At 72.9% G+C, this 16366-nt stretch carries 13 protein-coding genes; 5 read left to right on the top strand and 8 right to left on the bottom strand.

The window, feature by feature from the left end:
- Positions 1 to 135: 135 nt before the first annotated feature.
- Positions 136 to 1149, bottom strand: coding sequence for a DUF4331 family protein (locus tag AB0411_RS04755; protein ID WP_366415784.1), 1014 nt, complete (start codon positions 1147 to 1149; stop codon positions 136 to 138).
- 684 nt (positions 1150 to 1833) lie between these two features.
- Here AB0411_RS04755 and AB0411_RS04750 point away from each other — a divergent pair.
- Entirely contained in the window at positions 1834 to 2550 is a 717-nt protein-coding gene (locus tag AB0411_RS04750) for a DUF4232 domain-containing protein (protein ID WP_366415783.1), read from the top strand.
- Between the two features lie 57 nt (positions 2551 to 2607).
- Here the strand turns inward: AB0411_RS04750 and AB0411_RS04745 are convergent, their stop codons facing one another.
- Both AB0411_RS04745 and AB0411_RS04740 read right to left on the bottom strand, forming a co-directional pair.
- Complete coding sequence (locus AB0411_RS04745; protein WP_366415782.1) at positions 2608 to 4293, bottom strand: transcriptional regulator; 1686 nt, start codon at positions 4291 to 4293, stop codon at positions 2608 to 2610.
- A 138-nt stretch (positions 4294 to 4431) separates the two neighbouring features.
- On the bottom strand, positions 4432 to 5178 hold the full coding sequence (locus AB0411_RS04740; RefSeq protein WP_366415781.1) for an Lrp/AsnC family transcriptional regulator: 747 nt from the start codon (positions 5176 to 5178) through the stop codon (positions 4432 to 4434).
- A gap of 1392 nt (positions 5179 to 6570) precedes the next feature.
- Here AB0411_RS04740 and AB0411_RS04735 point away from each other — a divergent pair.
- On the top strand, positions 6571 to 7203 hold the full coding sequence (locus AB0411_RS04735; protein WP_366415780.1) for a helix-turn-helix transcriptional regulator: 633 nt from the start codon (positions 6571 to 6573) through the stop codon (positions 7201 to 7203).
- A 152-nt stretch (positions 7204 to 7355) separates the two neighbouring features.
- On the opposite strand, the gene AB0411_RS04730 is transcribed toward AB0411_RS04735, so the two are convergent.
- The 4 genes from AB0411_RS04730 to AB0411_RS04715 all read right to left on the bottom strand — a co-directional run bounded on the left by AB0411_RS04730 (position 7356) and on the right by AB0411_RS04715 (position 10984).
- On the bottom strand, positions 7356 to 7601 hold the full coding sequence (locus tag AB0411_RS04730; RefSeq protein ID WP_366415779.1) for a hypothetical protein: 246 nt from the start codon (positions 7599 to 7601) through the stop codon (positions 7356 to 7358).
- A gap of 78 nt (positions 7602 to 7679) precedes the next feature.
- Positions 7680 to 8819, bottom strand: coding sequence for an inorganic phosphate transporter (locus tag AB0411_RS04725; RefSeq protein ID WP_366415778.1), 1140 nt, complete (start codon positions 8817 to 8819; stop codon positions 7680 to 7682).
- Between the two features lie 129 nt (positions 8820 to 8948).
- Entirely contained in the window at positions 8949 to 10013 is a 1065-nt protein-coding gene (locus AB0411_RS04720; RefSeq protein ID WP_366415777.1) for an alpha/beta fold hydrolase, read from the bottom strand.
- Positions 10014 to 10222: 209 nt separating this feature from the next.
- Entirely contained in the window at positions 10223 to 10984 is a 762-nt protein-coding gene (locus AB0411_RS04715; protein WP_366415776.1) for an SDR family oxidoreductase, read from the bottom strand.
- Positions 10985 to 11199: 215 nt separating this feature from the next.
- Between AB0411_RS04715 and AB0411_RS04710 the strand changes: the two genes are divergently transcribed.
- A complete protein-coding gene (locus AB0411_RS04710) occupies positions 11200 to 12591 on the top strand; it encodes a dihydrolipoyl dehydrogenase family protein (RefSeq protein WP_366415775.1) in 1392 nt (463 codons plus the stop codon).
- A 153-nt stretch (positions 12592 to 12744) separates the two neighbouring features.
- Here the strand turns inward: AB0411_RS04710 and AB0411_RS04705 are convergent, their stop codons facing one another.
- Entirely contained in the window at positions 12745 to 13872 is a 1128-nt protein-coding gene (locus tag AB0411_RS04705; protein WP_366415774.1) for an NADH:flavin oxidoreductase, read from the bottom strand.
- 429 nt (positions 13873 to 14301) lie between these two features.
- Here AB0411_RS04705 and AB0411_RS04700 point away from each other — a divergent pair, with 429 nt between their 5' ends.
- Entirely contained in the window at positions 14302 to 15366 is a 1065-nt protein-coding gene (locus AB0411_RS04700; protein WP_366415773.1) for an NAD(+)/NADH kinase, read from the top strand.
- Between the two features lie 348 nt (positions 15367 to 15714).
- A complete protein-coding gene (locus AB0411_RS04695; protein WP_366415772.1) occupies positions 15715 to 16344 on the top strand; it encodes a dihydrofolate reductase family protein in 630 nt (209 codons plus the stop codon).
- Positions 16345 to 16366 lie beyond the last annotated feature (22 nt).

Raw genomic sequence — 16366 nt, 5'->3', positions numbered from 1 at the left:
GGAATGTCAAAATTTGAACGATTCCGGCTGCTGCTGCCCGCGGATGCCTGCCTCGGCGCGCCCGGGCGGGTCGGCGGCGCCCCGCGCGGGCCCGGCACTGCCGCGCGGGACGGCGCCGCCGAGGAGGCGCGGCGGTCAGTTCCCCTGGGGATGCGGGTTGCCGAGGTAGGGGAACTCGTGCAGGAGGTCGGTGTGCGGCGCGAGGCCGGTGGGCGGGATGTCGCCCGCCGAGAGGAACGCGAGCCGGTGGTTGATGACGTCGTCGGTGAAGACCCGGCCGTTGGGGTACCGCGCGGGCTTCGAGGGGTCAAAGACCAGCATGTCGGGCAGGATGCGGTCGGCGTCGATCGCCGCGATCGCGTCCTCCCGTGTGTAGTTGCCGGTGTGCCCCATGAGGTGGACGAACTGGTCGGTCCACCGGTCACGATCGTTCACCGGCTCACTGGCGTTGTACTCCTCCTTCGTCTCGTCGGTGTTGAAGAAGCTGCTGACCGAGGGGTGGCCCGCCCGGTCGGCGTGGACGAGCCGGCCGTCCTTCCGCACGCTGCAGCGGCCCCACATACGGATCTCGGGGTCGGCACGGAGCTCGCTCGTCGGCAGTTCCACCACCGTCGAGAACACGTTGGCCTCCGTATTCGAGTCCACACCGGTCCACGGCGAGGCGCCGCCGAGATGCGGCGCGGTGAAGTTCCTGCCGCCGTTGGTGTCGAAGAGGTTCTTGATCCCGTCGAAGTCGAAGAAGAAGGCGTCGCTGCGGCTGCCGGCGAAGAACGTGTAGGGGCCGGAGGTGACGGGGGTCGCCACGGTGCCGAACGAGACCTCGGCGTCGGTGACGACCTGTTCTCCGACGGCCTCGGGCGAGCGGGCCTCCTCGCCTCTGGCCATGAAGACACTGAAGGTCTGGCGGCCGTCCTGCGGCGGCGAGAAGACGTAACTGATCGCCAGGTCGGTGAGGCAGTCCCCGTCGTTGTCGATGTTGAGACGGTAGACGGCGTCGGGGTGCAGGGCGTCGGCGTTCGGGTTCGCGTTGAGGATGAGCACCGTCCTCCCCGGGTCGTGGGGGGACTGGAACGCGTAGAGGTCGCAGAGGTCGAGCCGTTGGTCTCCGAGCGGTGCGCCGAGGCTGAGACCGGTGAAGTGATTCGACATCCTGCAGGTCCTTTCGCTGGGTGAGGGACGAGCACCGGAGGGGCGGGCCGACCGGGGGCCGGCACCGGGGCGGGGTCCGGCGGCGGAGGGAACGCGGGTGGCATGTTCCGCACCGAGACGCCCATTCCGCGCAATGCCGACATTGGAGCATGAAAGCCGCCACATCAGGTGGATGAGCGGGCTGGTCCGCTTCGTACGGCCGGGGAGACCGGTGGGTGGGCGGGCGGCGGGAGAAGCCGGCGGTCCGCCGGGCATCCGGTGGGCTGTCGGTCCGGACGCCCCGCCGGTCGCTCCCGCCGGTCGCCCGCCGGCCGGCCTCCCACACGCTCCACGCCGTCCGCCGACGCCTCTCGCGTCCCCGTGCGGCGTTCCAGTGAGGGGCCGTTCCAGCAGGTCAGGGGCGATGTGAACGTTCCAGCGTCCCGGGCTTCACGGCGGTCGTGGCGGCTGGGACGGACCGCGCCGCAAGCTCGGCACCGCAAGCATCGACGACCTCATGCGGAGGGGAGACACCATGCGGACCCGCTTCCGGCACCACCTGTTCCGCCGAGTCGACGTCACGGACGCGGTGGCCCTGGCGGTGTTCGCCGCATCGGCAGCGACCGTCTTCCTCCTGGTCGTCACCCTTCTCTGACGTCACGTAGTGCCGTCCGGACCCACCTCAGCAGAAAGCACCCACTCACCATGCGCATCGCCCGTCACACCACCCGACTCGTCGCCTCGGCCGCAGTCCTGGCGGCCGCCCTCTCACTGACCGCCTGTGAGAGCGACACCAAGAACACCGGCAGCGGGGTCCCGGCCGCGTCCTCCCGGCCCGGGGCCGGCAGCCAGAGCGCCCCGTCCTCGTCCGACGCGAACGGCCAGGCCAAGGGCGGTGACGCGGCGCAGGTCGCCTCCGGCGCGTCCGGCAGCGGGACCGGAGGGAAGAAGGCCCCCGGCGTGGGTGCCGGCAAGGGTTCCGGCAGCAAGAAGGCCACCGGCGCCTGCACCGGTGCGCAGGTCAAGGCCACCGTGACGAAGGTCGATCGCCCCCTCAACCACATGCTCCTCACCGTCACCAACACCGGCTCCGCGCCCTGCGACGCCTACTACGCCCCGTACCTCCGCTGGGACGACGGCCAGGCCGCCACCACGTTCCTGGAGGCGTCCAAGCCGCAGGCCGTGGTCACGCTCGGGCCGGGCGAGTCGGCGTACGCGGGGATCATGTACCAGGCCGCGGACGGCTCGGGCAGCGGCAGCCACACCGCTCACAAGCTGGGCGTACTGTTCGCCAACCAGGCGGGGAACGGGTCGACCGGACCGGCCGTGCGGCTCACGCTGCCCAAGGGCGGTATCACCACCGACAGTTCGGCGTGGGTCACCTACTGGCAGTCCACCGTCGGGCAGGCACTGAGCTGGTGAACGGTCGTCACTGACCCCGTCCGGGGCCCGGGGCCGGCACGGACGCCGGCCCCGGGCTCAGCCGTTCTCCTTCGGGGCGGGAATCCACTTGCTGCCGCCCAACGGGTAGTCGTACTGGGGCCGGCCGGCCATCCCGCTGGTGTGGAACGGCTCCCCGTTGTCGTCGATCCGGAGCGTGCCGTGCCGGTTCCCGCTGGACCACTCCAGCTCCATGTACCAGCGCACGTCGCGGGAGCCGGCCCGCGCGATGACCTGGAAGACCTCGGGGTCGCTCTCGCTCGTCTTGTACGGGAAGTCCGGCTGACCGTTCTGCGGTGTGATCCGCGGCTGCGCCGCGTCCAGGGCGACCGACAGCGACTTGGGCTTGATGCCACCGCCACAGCCCACGCCCATGCTGTAGGCGGTCCAGGCGGGCGGGGCCGCGCTGCCCACCACCCGCACCCGCAGGGCGTGCAGGACCACCGTCTTGCCACCCACGCCCTGTACCGACATCTGGACCCGCTGGCTGTCCGCCGAGACGGCGCCCAGTGCCGCGATCCAGCCGCGGGCGTCCTGTTCGGGGGGCGGCGGGGGCATCTCGCCCGGGGCCCGGTCGACCAAGTAGCGCTGGCTGCACGGGTCCTCCCAGGTGTACGGGCGGACATCGACGCTCACCGGAAGCCCGTCGCGGTCGGCCGCGTCCGGGCTCGTCGCCCGGTCGCCGGATCTGCCGGACGTCCTGCCACCGGGCGTATGGGACCAGGTCGGGGTGGGACTCATGCTGCCCGCACCGTGCGGCTTCGCGGACGCGGACCCCGACCGTCCGCCCGAGGGAGTCGTCGGCGTGCTGCCGCCCTTCGTACGGGTGACCGCCGCCCCGCTTGCCGCTTTGCGGTCGCCGCCGCCATCGGCGACCAGTCCGGCCACCAGCGCGGCGGACGCGGCCACGGCGGCCACGGCGATCCCGGCGGCCGACGCCATACGCCGCCGGTTGCCCGTCGGCGGCCGACGGCGCACGGGCCGCCCCTCGGGGGTCACCTCGGCGACCTCACCGGCGTCGGGCTCGGAGGCGGGGGTGGTGCCGGAGACGGCGGCAGTCGTGGAAACGGAGGTGGTGGCCGCATCGGCGGAGGCCGTCGGCGGCGCGGCACCGGGGCCCGCCTCGGTCTCGGCATCCGTTTCAGGGCGGGAGTCGGCCCCGGATCCGGCGTCGGGCCGGGAGTGGCTCGCGACCACGGGCTGGGCGCTGGTCCCTGCCGCGGCCTCGGGCCGGGCCCCGGCCCCGGATCCCGCCGTGTGCTCGGTCTTGGTCCCGTGCCCGGCCCCCGTCCCCCTCACCACCGCCGCGCCCCCGGCGTCCGGCCCGGGTGCGGGCTCGGTCCGGGGTGCGGAAGCCCGGGGTACGGACGCGTTCCCGGGTGCTGTCACGGGGCCGGACCTGGCAGCCCGTTCCCCGTTGACCCCGACGGCCGCCCCCGCGTCCCCGCCCCCTTGTCTGCGGTCCCGCTCGCGCCGGCGGGCCTCGTCCGCCAGGATCCAGCGCCGGTGCAGCTCCACCAGTTCGTCCGGCGTCGCCCGGCACAGCCGTGCCAGCCGCTCCAGCGGTGCGTACTCCGTCGGCACCGCGTCGCCGTTGCAGTAGCGGTGCAGCGTCGACGTGCTCATGTGCAGACGCTTCGCGAGCACCCCGTAGCTGTACCCGGAGCGTTCCTTCCACTCCTTCAGCAGTGCCGCGACCCCCGCCGCTTCCTCAGCCGCCCCCACTGTCCACTCCCCTCCCCGCCCGCGCGCCCCGCACACGTGCCATCCGCCCAACACGACCGCTCCCACGGCCCTGACCATGCCGATTCCCCCGCCGCACCCCGGCCCCCCAGTTGGCCGGTCCGCCGGTGACCTGGTGGGTCACCGGCGGTCCGCGTCGCCCGGTACGTCAGGATCAATGGTCGCACCGATCCGCTCAGCCGCTGTTCGGAACACTCGCGAAACGCCCAACGGCCCATCTCCGTCGTGCTGTTGCGTCACGTCCGGGACGCCGGTCGCTCCGGGGCGGAGCAGGCGGGGCAGGGTGCCGGGGCCGTGTGTGGACGCGGCAGGCCGGTTGCATACTGGCCGGTTTGCGCCCTTCCAGAGGGCTTTGCCCGCTCTCGCCGACGGGTGTGGGCGGTGGCCGAAGTGCACCGGGTCGCCGGAGTGCATCAGGCGCCCGGCGCGATCGCGCGCCCGTACCGCACCATCCGTCAGACGAGGGCCGTCCAGTACCTCTTGAACAACCTCCAGCTGGAGGGAGCATTCCAGGGAGGTGACCTCCTCGCTGCCCTCGAAACCGCCGGTGAGGAAGTCGGCGAGGTGCTCCTCGTCGCGGAAGACGCCTCCGTGGGTGAAGGCCGAAGAGGCCGCCGTGAGGGCGAGGAACCGCGTCGCGGGGTGGTCGGCGGGGGACGCGGCGAGGCGTTTGACGGCACCCGGGCGGCAGCCGATGCGCAGCACCGCCTCGACCGCGTAGCCGAGGTCCCGTGGATCGACCTCGACACGCGGACGCAACAGGCCGGAATGCGGACGCAACAGGCCGGAATCGAGCAGGCCGACGGCGGTGCGGCGGGCACGGGACTCGGTGATGCCGAGGGTGCGCGCAAGGGTGGAGAACGGCATCCCGCACGGAACTCCCCGCGCTGCACGGCGCACACGCCCTCCTCGGCCCCGGCCACCCGGACCACCTCGCCGACCTCGCGGCCCACGCCGCCCGGGTCGCCTTCGCCACCCACGGCCATCCCGGCCGGCAGCCTGACGACGCCGACCGCCGGGCCACGCTGCACCTCGACCACACCTGGCGACTGCGCTGCGGCAACCCCGCCCCGGCCGACCTGCCTTCCGGCCGGCCGTAGGGGAACCGGCGGCGCCCGTTCCGGCGAACGAGGCCGGAGAGCGTGGGCACCGCGCCGGCGGAGCCTGACGCACCGACATCGTGACGCCCCGCCACGCCGTCCGGCGGCGCGGCGGGGCGCTGCCCGCCTCGCCGGACGACGAGGCAACAGCGCCGGCTCCATCGCGCCGTAGCACTGCCTCCCCGGGCACCGTCCAGGTTCCGCGCGGACGCCCCCGGTCTGGTCGCCCAAGAGGGCCTCCGTGCCGGCGGGCGTTCCAGGAGGGCGTTCCAGACGAAGGGCATTCACGCAGGTCAAAGCATGTTTTGGCGTTCCGGCGTTCTCGTTTTGCCCGGATTCGTTGCCGCGCGCACGGCCCGCCCCGCAGGCTGGGTGCACGGCATTGCCGAACGGGAGCCGCACGGCGCACCCGCTTTCGGCAGAGGCGATGTGCTCGCCGTCGCTGCCCGAATCAACCGCAGCGACTGCCCGCTCGCCTTCCGCCCGACCGACACCGATGCCCGATGCCCGATGCCCGATGCCCGATGCCCGATGGGGAGTCGTACCACCATGCACCGCACCCGCACCCGCCCCGGCCGCCGGCACCGCCCCGCTCCTCGCGGGACGTTCGCCGACGTCCCGCCGGACCGACGGCACCGCCCGGGACAACCGGCCGTCCGCTGTCGCTGCGACCGGCGACAGCGCGTCGGGCGGCCACAGCGCTGACCCGTTGCCGCGGGGCCGTCCGCGGCAACGGACAGCGAAGCGCGGGGCGGTGCCCACCGCCCCGCGTCCCAGGGCGGACATCCGGTCCCAGGGCGGACACTCCGGCGACCGGAGCATCCGAAGACGGCACCGGGCCGAGCCGGGCCGAGCTGCGCCGGACCGGGCTGAGCCGGACCGGGCTGAGCCGGACCGGGCTGAGCCGGACCGAGCCGGGCCGGACCGGGCTGAGCCGGGCTGCGTGCGCGGCCCGCACGATTTCTGAACCATGCGCAACATCCCGATACATACGGGTGCGGGAGACGCTCACCGCCCGGTCCGGGCGCGACCTGTGGGGCGCGACGGACCGGCGGGCGGGCTCCTGCGCTCGCGGCCGTAGTGGCGCGCCGGAGGCGCGGGCGGGGCACGGCCGGAGTCGAGGGCTCCAGAGAACGAGGGAACACAGATGCAAGCAACCATGAGTCAGACCGAGCTGGAGATACCCGTCGTGGTCCGCGCACCGGACCCGATCTCCCTGGCGGGCGTGACCAGTCAGCTCAACCAGCACCGGGGGGTGCGGCTGGTGGAGGGCGGCGGGGAACGTCCGCCCTCGGTGGCCGTCGTCGTCACCACGACGATGGACGACTCCACGATCCCGCAGCTGCGCCGTCTCGTCCGGATCGACGGGGCACGGGTCGTGCTGGTGGCGGACCAGATCCGGGAGGCCGAGCTGCTCGCCGTCATCGAGTGCGGTGTCGGCGCGATCCTGTGGCGCCATCAGGCCACTCCGCGCCGGCTGTACCAGGCCGTGCTGGCGGCCTCCCGGGGCGAGGGGGACCTGCCCTCGGACCTGCTCGCCCGGCTGCTCCAGCAGGTCGGACAGATGCAGCGCAGCGCCGACGACCGGCCCGGCACGCTGGCCGGGCTGGCCCCGCGCGAGATCGATGTCATCCGGCTGATCGCCGAAGGACTGGACACGGCGGAGATCGCGAGCAAGCTCTCGTACTCCGAACGCACCGTCAAGAATGTGCTGCACGGGATGACCACCCGCCTCCACCTGCGCAACCGGGCCCATGCCGTTGCCTATGCGCTGCGGGAGGGTCATATCTGACCGGCTTCCGGGGCTGCGGAGGGGGCCGGGGGCGGGGCGTTCGGGCGGTGGAGCCGGTCAGGGACCGGGCGCAGGGTCCACCGGAGTCGATGCGGGAGGTCGGCCACCGGCGCGGCCCGGCCGGCCCGACCTCACCACCCCGTCCGCTTCCGCTAACGCGACTGGGAGACGATCAGCACGATTCCGTAGCAGGCCAGGCCCGCGCAGACCATGAAGCAGAGCGCCGCCGCGGCCTTCGCCGGCACAGCCGTCCTGGCCCCGCGTCCGGTTCCGGCCGACCGCGCCTCCCGGGACCAGGTCAGGGCGACGAGCCCGAGGGAGAAGACCCCCACGAGCAGGACCCCGACGGTCAGGCTGACGGCACAGACCGCGGCAAGCGCATCCCATTCGATCTGCATGGCTCCGGCCTCCTCATCTCCCCCGCCGAGGGAACTGCTGTCGTGTGTGGGTCCGTCCGCCGACCGGGGGCTCCCCGCTCACACCGCGGTGCGGTCGGCCTGTTCGTCTTCCTCACCGGCCGGCGCATTGACGTTGCCCGCGTGGACGGGTCTGCGCCGGGAGAGTGCGTACATCCCGCCGACCGCGGCCAGGGCCGCTGCCGCCACCAGCACCAGGCCGATGTCGCCGCGCCCGGCCAGCCAGGCCGCGACGCCCCCGGCAGCCGCGGCCGCGGGGAGGGTGAGGATCCAGGACACCGCGATCCGCCCCGCCACTCCCCAACGGACCTGGGCCAGCTTCCTGCCGAGGCCGGAGCCGAGGATGCCGCCCGCGCAGACCTGCGTGGTCGACAGCGGAAAGCCCATGTGGGAGGAGACCAGGATGACGGTGGCGGCGGTGGTTTCCGCGGTGAACCCCTGCGGCGGCTCGATGTCGGTGAGCCCCCTGCCCATGGTCCTGATGATCCGCCACCCGCCGGCGTAGGTCCCGAGCGAGATCGCCAGTCCCGCGCTGAGGGTCACCCACCACGGCGGGCCGGAGCCCTGGCCCAGCGCGCCGGCGGAGATGAGGGTGAGGGTGATGACCCCCATGGTCTTCTGGGCGTCGTTGGTGCCGTGGGCCAGCGCGACGAGGGAGGCGGAACCGATCTGCCCGATGCGGAACCCACGGCTGACCGGACCGCTCGGCGTCCGCCGGGTGAGGACATAGGCGAGGTAGGTCGCCAGCAGCGCGGTCAGGCCGGCCAGCACCGGTGCCACCAGGGCCGGGATCACGATCTTCTCCACGACCTGCCCGAGCCGCACCGCGTCACCGCCTGCGCCCACCCACACCGCGCCGATCAGGCCGCCGAACAGGGCGTGCGAGGAACTGGACGGCAGTCCCGCGAGCCAGGTGACCATGTTCCAGAGAATCGCGCCGATGAGCCCGGCGAAAATCATCGTGAGGCTGACCGCGTGGTCGTCGACGATGCCACCGGAGATCGTCCTGGCGACGGTCGTGGACAGGAACGCACCCGCGAGATTGAGCACCCCGGCGACCACGACGGCGATCCGCGGCGCCAGCGCCCCGGTGGCGATGGAGGTCGCCATCGAGTTGGCCGTGTCGTGGAACCCGTTGGTGAAGTCGAAGGCCAGTGCCGTGACGATCACCGCGATGAGCAGAACGGAGACGCCGTCCACCACACCTCACCCTCCGGTACTGCTCTCTGTGGCCGTAGTGGCAACTGCCAAGAACGTATGCCACTCAGCGTGACGCGGGCGCCAGGCGCCACGACGCTCGGCGAGCGTGTCGCGTTCGCGCGGGTCCAGTTACCGCCTCGGACGATCGACGTCCACGACAGCCCGCGCAAAGGCCTCGGGCGCCTCCTGGGGCACGTTGTGACCGATTCCCGTCAGGGTCCGGTGCGCATAGCGGCCCGTGAACTTGTCGCGATAGGACGAGCCGCCGCCCGGAGGCGTGAAGGGGTCGGACGCTCCGTCAAGGGTGATCGTGGGCACGGTGATGACGGGACGTCGGGCAAGCCGGCTTTCCAGGCCGTCGTAGCGGGGGTCCCCCTTCTCCAGGCCAAGCCGCCAGCGGTAATTGTGGATCACGATGCCGACGTAATCCGGATTGTTGAACGCCGCCGCGGTGCGGTCGAAGGTGGCGTCATCGAAAGCCCAGGTCGGGGAGTTGAATTTCCAGACCAGCCTGGCCAGATCACGTCGGTTCCGTTCGAGGCCGAGGCGGCCTCTTTCGGTGGCGAAGTAGAACTGGTACCACCACGCCCATTCGAGTTCCGGCGGCAATGGCTTCTTGTTGGCCTCCAGGTTCGTGATCAGGTAGCCGGCCACGGAGACCAGGCCCTTGACGCGTTCCGGCCAGAGCGCCGCCATGATGTCCGCCGTCCGCGATCCCCAGTCGTAGCCCGCGAGGATCGCCCTGTCGATCCGCAAGGCGTCCATCAGAGCGACGATGTCGAGGGCGAACACCGACTGCTGTGCGTTCCGGAACGTCCTGCTCGACAGAAAGCGCGTCGTGCCATGACCACGCAGATACGGGACGATGACCCGGTAGCCCTGTGCCGCCAGCAGGGGCGCGACGGCGGCGTAGCTGTGAATGTCGTAGGGCCAGCCGTGCAGCAGAATGACCACCGGACCGTGGGCCGGGCCCACTTCGGCGTATCCCACATTCAGCACTCCGGCCCTGATCTGCTTCAACGCACCGAAGTCCGGCGTCCTGGCCGGCTGTGCCTTCGCGCGGTCGGCCGCCGGCGGGATCTGGTGACGAGGGTCGCCGGACACCGCCGCTGAGCAGGCCGAGGAAAAGGCGGCTGCCGAAGCCGCGGCCGCTCCCCTGCCGACGGCCTTCCCGAAAGTTCGCCTGCTGATCATCTCCACACTTTCCGTGAGGCCGCGGCCGTCGGGCAGTCGGATGTCCCGATGCGGAATGCTCCGCGGAAATTCCCTACCCGGCGCGGCCCCCGTCACCTCGCCGCTCGCCGGAACGCCAGGCCATCGGCCCAAGGCCGTGGCACCGCGAAGAGGGGCGCCGACGGCACGGGAGGCGCGGCCGCGGGGCTTCCCTGACACACCCCGGGAATTCAGTGGGAGAGGAGCTGCTGCCCGCCGTCGATGTCGTACGTGCCGCCGGTGAGCGCCTCGTTGCACATGAGGTGGACCGCCAGCGCGGCGACATCCGCCGGGACGACGACCCGCCGGATGGGCAGCGTGGCACGCAACTCCTCGCGCCGTGCCTCGAGTTGATCGCCCAGGAGCGCGGCCGACAGCGGGGTGTCCACGAATCCGGCCGCGATGAGGTTCACCCGGACCGGCGCCAGTTCGAGCGCCAGGTTGGCGGTGAGGGCGGGCAGCGCGGCCGTGAGGGCGGACACGACGCTCAGGCCGGCACCGGGACGGCGGCCGCCCGTGCCGCCCATGAACACCAGCGTGCCTCCGGCCCGGACCTTGTCGCGGCTGTGGAGGGCCACACCGAGCGTCAGGGCGAGCCGCTGTCCGAACTCGCCGCGGGCGGCGTCCAGATCCATCTCCGGCAACGGCCGGTAGGAAGGGCTGCCGGCCGTCACCATCACATGGTCGACCGGCCCGGGCAGCTCCTCGAAGAACCGCCGGAGCCGGTCGGAGTCGGTCGCATCGAACGCGGCCGTGCTGCGCGGCCGGAGTTCCTGCGCGGCCTGTTGCAGGCGTTCGGGGTTGCGGCCGACCAGCACCAGCCTGCCGCCGTCCGCCCGTACCTGACGGGCGGGTTCGCGTCCGATACCCGCGCCGGCGCCGATCACGACGACCGTCTGACCGGCGAGGCCGGCCCGGCCGGCGCTGCCGGGAGCGCCGGACGCGGCGGTCACGGCGATGCGCCGCCGCTCGGGGTCGGGCCCCGCTCGGGAGCCCGTGCGCTGCCTGTCATCCGCGCCTCCGGACCTCGGGATGCCGGCTTCTGTGCCCCATTGTCACGCTTCCCGTCGCTGATCACCTGTCGGCCGGTGCGGCGCCCGGCCCTGGTGCGACGCCGCACGAAACGAGCGACCGTGGAATGAGCACGCGAGCGCGAACGGAGGGCGCGATGAGCGGCAGCGGCAGCAGTGGCGGCAACGGCAGCAGCACGGTCCACGACTACGACGTGATCGTCCTCGGCGGCGGCGCTCCGGGCGAGCACACCGCCGGTGCGCTCGCCGAGGGCGGCCTGCGCGTCGCGGTCGTGGAGCGCGACCTGGCCGGCGGCGAGTGCACCTACTGGGCATGCATTCCGTCGAAGACGCTGCTGCGGCCGGGCGAGGCGGTGCAGGGCGCGCGTACCGCGGCGGGCACCGCAGAGGTCTACGTCCAGGCGGCCCTGGCCTGGCGTGACTACATGGTCTCCGACTACTCCGACGCCGGGGCCGAGCGGTGGCTGACGGAGAAGGGCATCGCTCTGCTGCGCGGTCGCGGCCGCCTGGCGGCCACCGGGGTGGTGGAGGTCGACGGGGTCCGGTACACCGCCGAGCACATCGTGCTGGCGAACGGCGCCGACCCCGTCGTCCCGCCGGTTCCCGGCCTGCGGGACCTCGAAGGCGTCTGGAGCACCCGCGAGGCGACCGGCATGAAGGCGGTGCCCGAGCGGCTGATCGTGCTCGGTGGTGGGCCGGCGGGGCTCGAACTGGCCCAGGTGGTACGTCGCTTCGGCGGCGAGGTCGTCCTCGTGGAGGCGGCCGCACACCTGCTCGCACGCGAGCCCGCACCGCTGGGCGAGGCGCTCGCGACCGCACTGCGCCGCGACGGCATCGAGTTCGTCCTCGGCACACCTGCGACCGGGGCGCGCCGCGACGGCGAGGACTTCGTCCTGGAGTTGGCGGACGGACGGGCGCTGCGCGGCGACCGGCTGCTCGTCGCGACCGGCCGCCGCCCGCGCGTCGAGGGGATCGGGCTGGAGACCGTCGGCGTCACCGCGGACGGCCGGGGCGTGCCGGTCGACGCGCGGATGCGGGCGGGCGAGCGGCTGTGGGCGGTCGGCGACGTCACCGGCATCTGGCCGCTGACGCACGTCGGCGAGTACCAGGGCGAGGTCGTCGCGTCGAACATCCTCGGCGAGCCCCGTGAGGCCCACTACGAGGCGGTCCCGCGCGTCACCTACACCGATCCGCAGGCGGCCGCCGTCGGCGCCGCCGAGGCGCGGTTCGGTGCGACCGCGCTGCTCACGGAGATCGCCAAGACGGCCACCTACACGCACACCTACGCCGAATCGAACGGCTTTCTGACGCTGCTCAGCGACGGCGAGGTGCTGACCGGCGCCTATGCCCTGGGCCCCGAGGCCGGGGAGTGGATGCAACAGGCCACGCTGGCGATCCGGGCCCGCGTCCCGCTCGCCGTGCTGCGCGACACGATCCAGCCGTTCCCCAGCTTCTCGGAGATCCACGCCGCCGCGCTGAAGGCCCTCAGCCGCGAGGTCAAGGGGGCACGGCAGCCGCTCAGGGCGTGAACTCGGCGCACACGACCAGAACGGCGACCGCGGCGGCACCGGACACGGCCCTCGCGCCCGGCGCCGAACGACCGGCCCGAGCCAGCGGCCCCCGGCCCCGGCAACCCGGCAGGTCCCTCGGCCCCGCGCCCCGCAACCCGGCCGCCGGACGCCCTAGTTGAGCGTCTTGAGCGCCGCCGCGTCGTACGGCTTCAGCTCCGCGAAGCGGTCGCCCAGCACCTTCGCCGCCCACTGCGGGTCCTGGAGCAGGGCGCGGCCGACGGCGACCATGTCGAACTCGTCGCGCTCCAGCCGGTCGAGGAGGTTGTCGATGCCCCGGACCGCGGCGCCCTCGCCCGCGAACGAACGGAGGAAGTCGCCGTCGAGGCCGACCGAGCCGACGGTGATGGTGGGCTTGCCGGTGAGCTTCTTGCTCCAGCCCGCCAGGTTGAGGTCCGAGCCCTCGAACTCCGGGAGCCAGTAGCGGCGGGTGGACGCGTGGAAGGCGTCGACACCGGCCGCGGTCAGCGGGGCCAGGATCGCGTCCAGCTCCTCCGGGGTCTCGGCGAGCCTCGCGTCGTAGGCCTCCTGCTTCCACTGCGAGTAGCGGAAGATCACCGGGAAGTCGGGCGAGACGGTCTCGCGGACCGCGGCCACGATCTCGGCGGCGAACTTGGTACGGGCCACCGGGTCGCCGCCGTAGGCGTCGGTACGGCGGTTCGTCCCCGCCCACAGGAACTGGTCGAGGAGGTAGCCGTGGGCACCGTGCAGTTCGACGCCGTCGAAGCCGATGCGCTCGGCGGCCGCGGCGGCCTCGGCGAAGGCGCCGATGACGTCGTCCAGGTCGCGCCGGGTCATCGCCTGGCCGGCGCCCTCGGTGCCGTCGACGCGGATGCCGGAGGGGCCGACGGCGGGGGCGTCGGCGAAGGGCGGCTCGCCCTGCTTGCGCACCATGCCGATGTGCCACAGCTGCGGCACGATGGTGCCGCCCGCCTCGTGCACGGCGTCGGCGACCTTCGCCCAGCCCGCGAGCTGCTCCTCGCCGTGGAACCGCGGCACCCGGTCGCTCTGCCCGGCCGAATCGTGGCCGACGTAGGTCCCCTCGGTGACGATCAGGCCGACGCCGGCGGCGGCACGGCGGGCGTAGTACGACCGCACGTCCTCACCGGGGACGCCGCCCGGCGAGAACATGCGGGTCATCGGCGCCATCGCGATGCGGTTCGGGACGGTCAGGCCGTTGAGCGCGATGGGCCGGGACAGGATCTCGGCCGCACGGGAGGCGGCGGACTCGGTGACGGTCACGGGGGTGCTCCTCGTAAGTACCAGGCGGTATGTGTACATGCATCGAATGCGTGCTGGCGTCAACGGTCCGCGGCGGCGACGGCATTCCGCCCTGCCGCCCCACCACCCTGTGATCCCGGACACCTCGGGCCCCCACCCGGCCGCCTCGGCCGCTCCGGGGCCCGGCCACCTCAATGAAGAGCGAGGCAGCCACTAAGATGCCCCTAGAAGCGGGCAAATCCGCACAAATTTCATCACGCCGGTGACGGCTCGGCCCGCCGCCTCCGTAGCGACGGACGCACCACGGACGCACCACCGCACTTCCAGAAGGCACCCACAGCGCTCCGGACTTCCGGAGAGCACCACAGCGCCCGGGAAGAACCGCAGGGAGCCGGAGAGAGCCGACCGGGACACCGGAGAGAGCCGGACACCGGAGAGAGAAGGCGCCGCGTGAGCGTGCAACGGGTGGGCATCGTCGTCCACGGGGGCCGTCCCGCCGCCGTGGCCGCCGCCGGTGTCGTCCAACGGTGGTGCGAGCGCCGGGAGGTCGGCTGCGTCGCCATCGATGTGTGGAACCAGGACGAGCAACGGCGGGACGCGCGGGAGGAGGTCGACGCCGCCGGCCGCCCCGACCTGATCGTCACGCTCGGCGGCGACGGCACCTTCCTCCGCGGCGCGCGCCTGGCCGCGCAGAACGACGCACTGGTCCTCGGTGTCGACCTGGGCACCCTCGGCTTCCTGACGGAGGTCCCGGCCGACGACGTGGAATGCGCGCTGGACACCGTCCACCGCGGCCGGGTCACGGTCGAGACCCGGCTGATGCTGACGATGCGGGCGTCCCGTCCGCTGGCGCTCCCCGAGGGGATGGAGGCCCTCCTCCACTACGGCCGGGGCCCGGCGCTCCCGCCCCCGCTGGTGCGCTCCGAGTGCGCCGTCGCCCTGGACTGGGGGGTGGCCCTCAACCTGACGGCCCTCAACGACATCGTGCTGGAAAAGCTGGCCCGCGACCGGCAGGTCTCCCTCGGCGTGTACCTCGCGGGCCGGCTGCTCGCCTCGTACTCCGCCGACGCCGTCCTGGTCGCCACGCCCACCGGCTCCACCGCCTACAGCTTCGCCGCGGGCGGCCCCGTCATCTCCCCCGCGGCCGACGCCATCGTCTTCACCCCCGTCGCCCCGCACATGACGTTCAACCGCTCGGTGGTCGCCGGCCCCGACGAGGCGGTCGCCGTCCGTGTCCTGGGGCACTCCGGCCGCGCGGCGGTCAGCGTCGACGGCCAGTTGCGCGGCGTCCTGGAGCCGGGCGACTGGATCGGCGTCTACGCGGCACCACGGCGCCTGCGCGTCGTACGGCTCGGACCGACCGACTTCTACGGCAGGCTCCGCGAGCGCATGCGCCTGACCGACGCCCCCGCGGCGGACGACACCGGCGTCACCCCCTTGTGGCCGCACACCACCCCGGCCCCCGACGACCTCGCACACCTGCGGCTTCCACCGCTGCCCGTGGACGCCGACTGATCTGAGGGCCGCTCAGAGAGTGCGCCGAGCCGTCGCGCCGCGCTCGGCCCGTCCCCTCCCCCGCCGCGCTCGGCGTGTCCCCTCCCGTGCCGCGCGTGCCGCCGTGGCGAGGTCCAGGTCCGTGTCTCCGGGGCGAGGACTGCCGGACCGGACCGCCGACGACGTCCTGGCCGGCGGCCGGGCATCCGGGGCAGCCTCGCGGACCCCCACCGCGCGGCGGCCCCCGTGCCGGGGGCGTGTGTCGCAACCATGATCACGGAATGGGTGGCGCGGCGGGCGATGAGTTCTCGCCGCCCCAGGAGTCCCTCCCCGTGCAGGCAGGTTCCGCAAAACCCGAAAGGCAGCACCATGAGCAAACTGATCGTCACCGCGTTCGTCACCCTGGACGGCATCATGCAGGCCCCCGGCGGCCCGGACGAAGACGTCGACCGGGGCTTCGAGCACGGCGGCTGGCAGGTCCCCTACGTCGACGACGACCTCATGAGCCTCATGACGGAGATCCTCGAGCAGACCACCGACCACCTCCTGCTCGGCCGCAGGACCTACGACATCTTCGCCGCGTACTGGCCCCGCGTCACCGACGAGAACAACCCGATCGCCGTGAAGCTCAACGCCATGCCCAAGTACGTCGCCTCGCGCACCCTCAGCAGCCTGGAGTGGCACAACTCCCATCTGCTGAAGGGCGAGGCAGCGGAGGCCGTCGCACGGCTCAAGGAACAGCTGGACGGCGTGATCATGACCCAGGGCAGCAGCGACCTCATCCACACCCTGCAACAGCACGACCTCGTCGACGAGTACCGGCTGCTCGTCCACCCCGTGATCCTCGGCACCGGCAAGCGCCTGTTCACCGACGGCGCCGCCCCCGCCACCTGGACTCTCACCCGTTCCCGCACCACCGGCGCGGGCGTGCGGTACTGCACCTACGAACGAGCGGGGAAGCCCGAGTACGGCTCCTTCGCCCTGGACGAGGAGGAGTGATCCTCACGGGCGGTGGCACACG

The organism is Streptomyces angustmyceticus (genome assembly GCF_040701845.1).
In the GTDB taxonomy this organism is placed as follows: Bacteria; Actinomycetota; Actinomycetes; order Streptomycetales; family Streptomycetaceae; genus Streptomyces; species Streptomyces angustmyceticus_A.
Note: the sequence above shows the minus strand (reverse complement) of the source record. Positions and strands in the feature narration are given on the sequence as shown.

Bases quoted from the DNA above. Each gene is read 5' to 3' on its own strand.
- AB0411_RS04755 (WP_366415784.1), bottom strand. From the start codon at position 1,149: ATGTCGAATCACTTCACCGGTCTCAGCCTCGGCGCACCGCTCGGAGAC.
- AB0411_RS04750 (WP_366415783.1), top strand. From the start codon at position 1,834: ATGCGCATCGCCCGTCACACCACCCGACTCGTCGCCTCGGCCGCAGTC.
- AB0411_RS04740 (WP_366415781.1), bottom strand. From the start codon at position 5,178: ATGCCGTTCTCCACCCTTGCGCGCACCCTCGGCATCACCGAGTCCCGT.
- AB0411_RS04735 (WP_366415780.1), top strand. From the start codon at position 6,571: ATGAGTCAGACCGAGCTGGAGATACCCGTCGTGGTCCGCGCACCGGAC.
- AB0411_RS04730 (WP_366415779.1), bottom strand. From the start codon at position 7,601: ATGCAGATCGAATGGGATGCGCTTGCCGCGGTCTGTGCCGTCAGCCTG.
- AB0411_RS04720 (WP_366415777.1), bottom strand. From the start codon at position 10,013: ATGATCAGCAGGCGAACTTTCGGGAAGGCCGTCGGCAGGGGAGCGGCC.
- AB0411_RS04710 (WP_366415775.1), top strand. From the start codon at position 11,200: ATGAGCGGCAGCGGCAGCAGTGGCGGCAACGGCAGCAGCACGGTCCAC.
- AB0411_RS04695 (WP_366415772.1), top strand. From the start codon at position 15,715: ATGAGCAAACTGATCGTCACCGCGTTCGTCACCCTGGACGGCATCATG.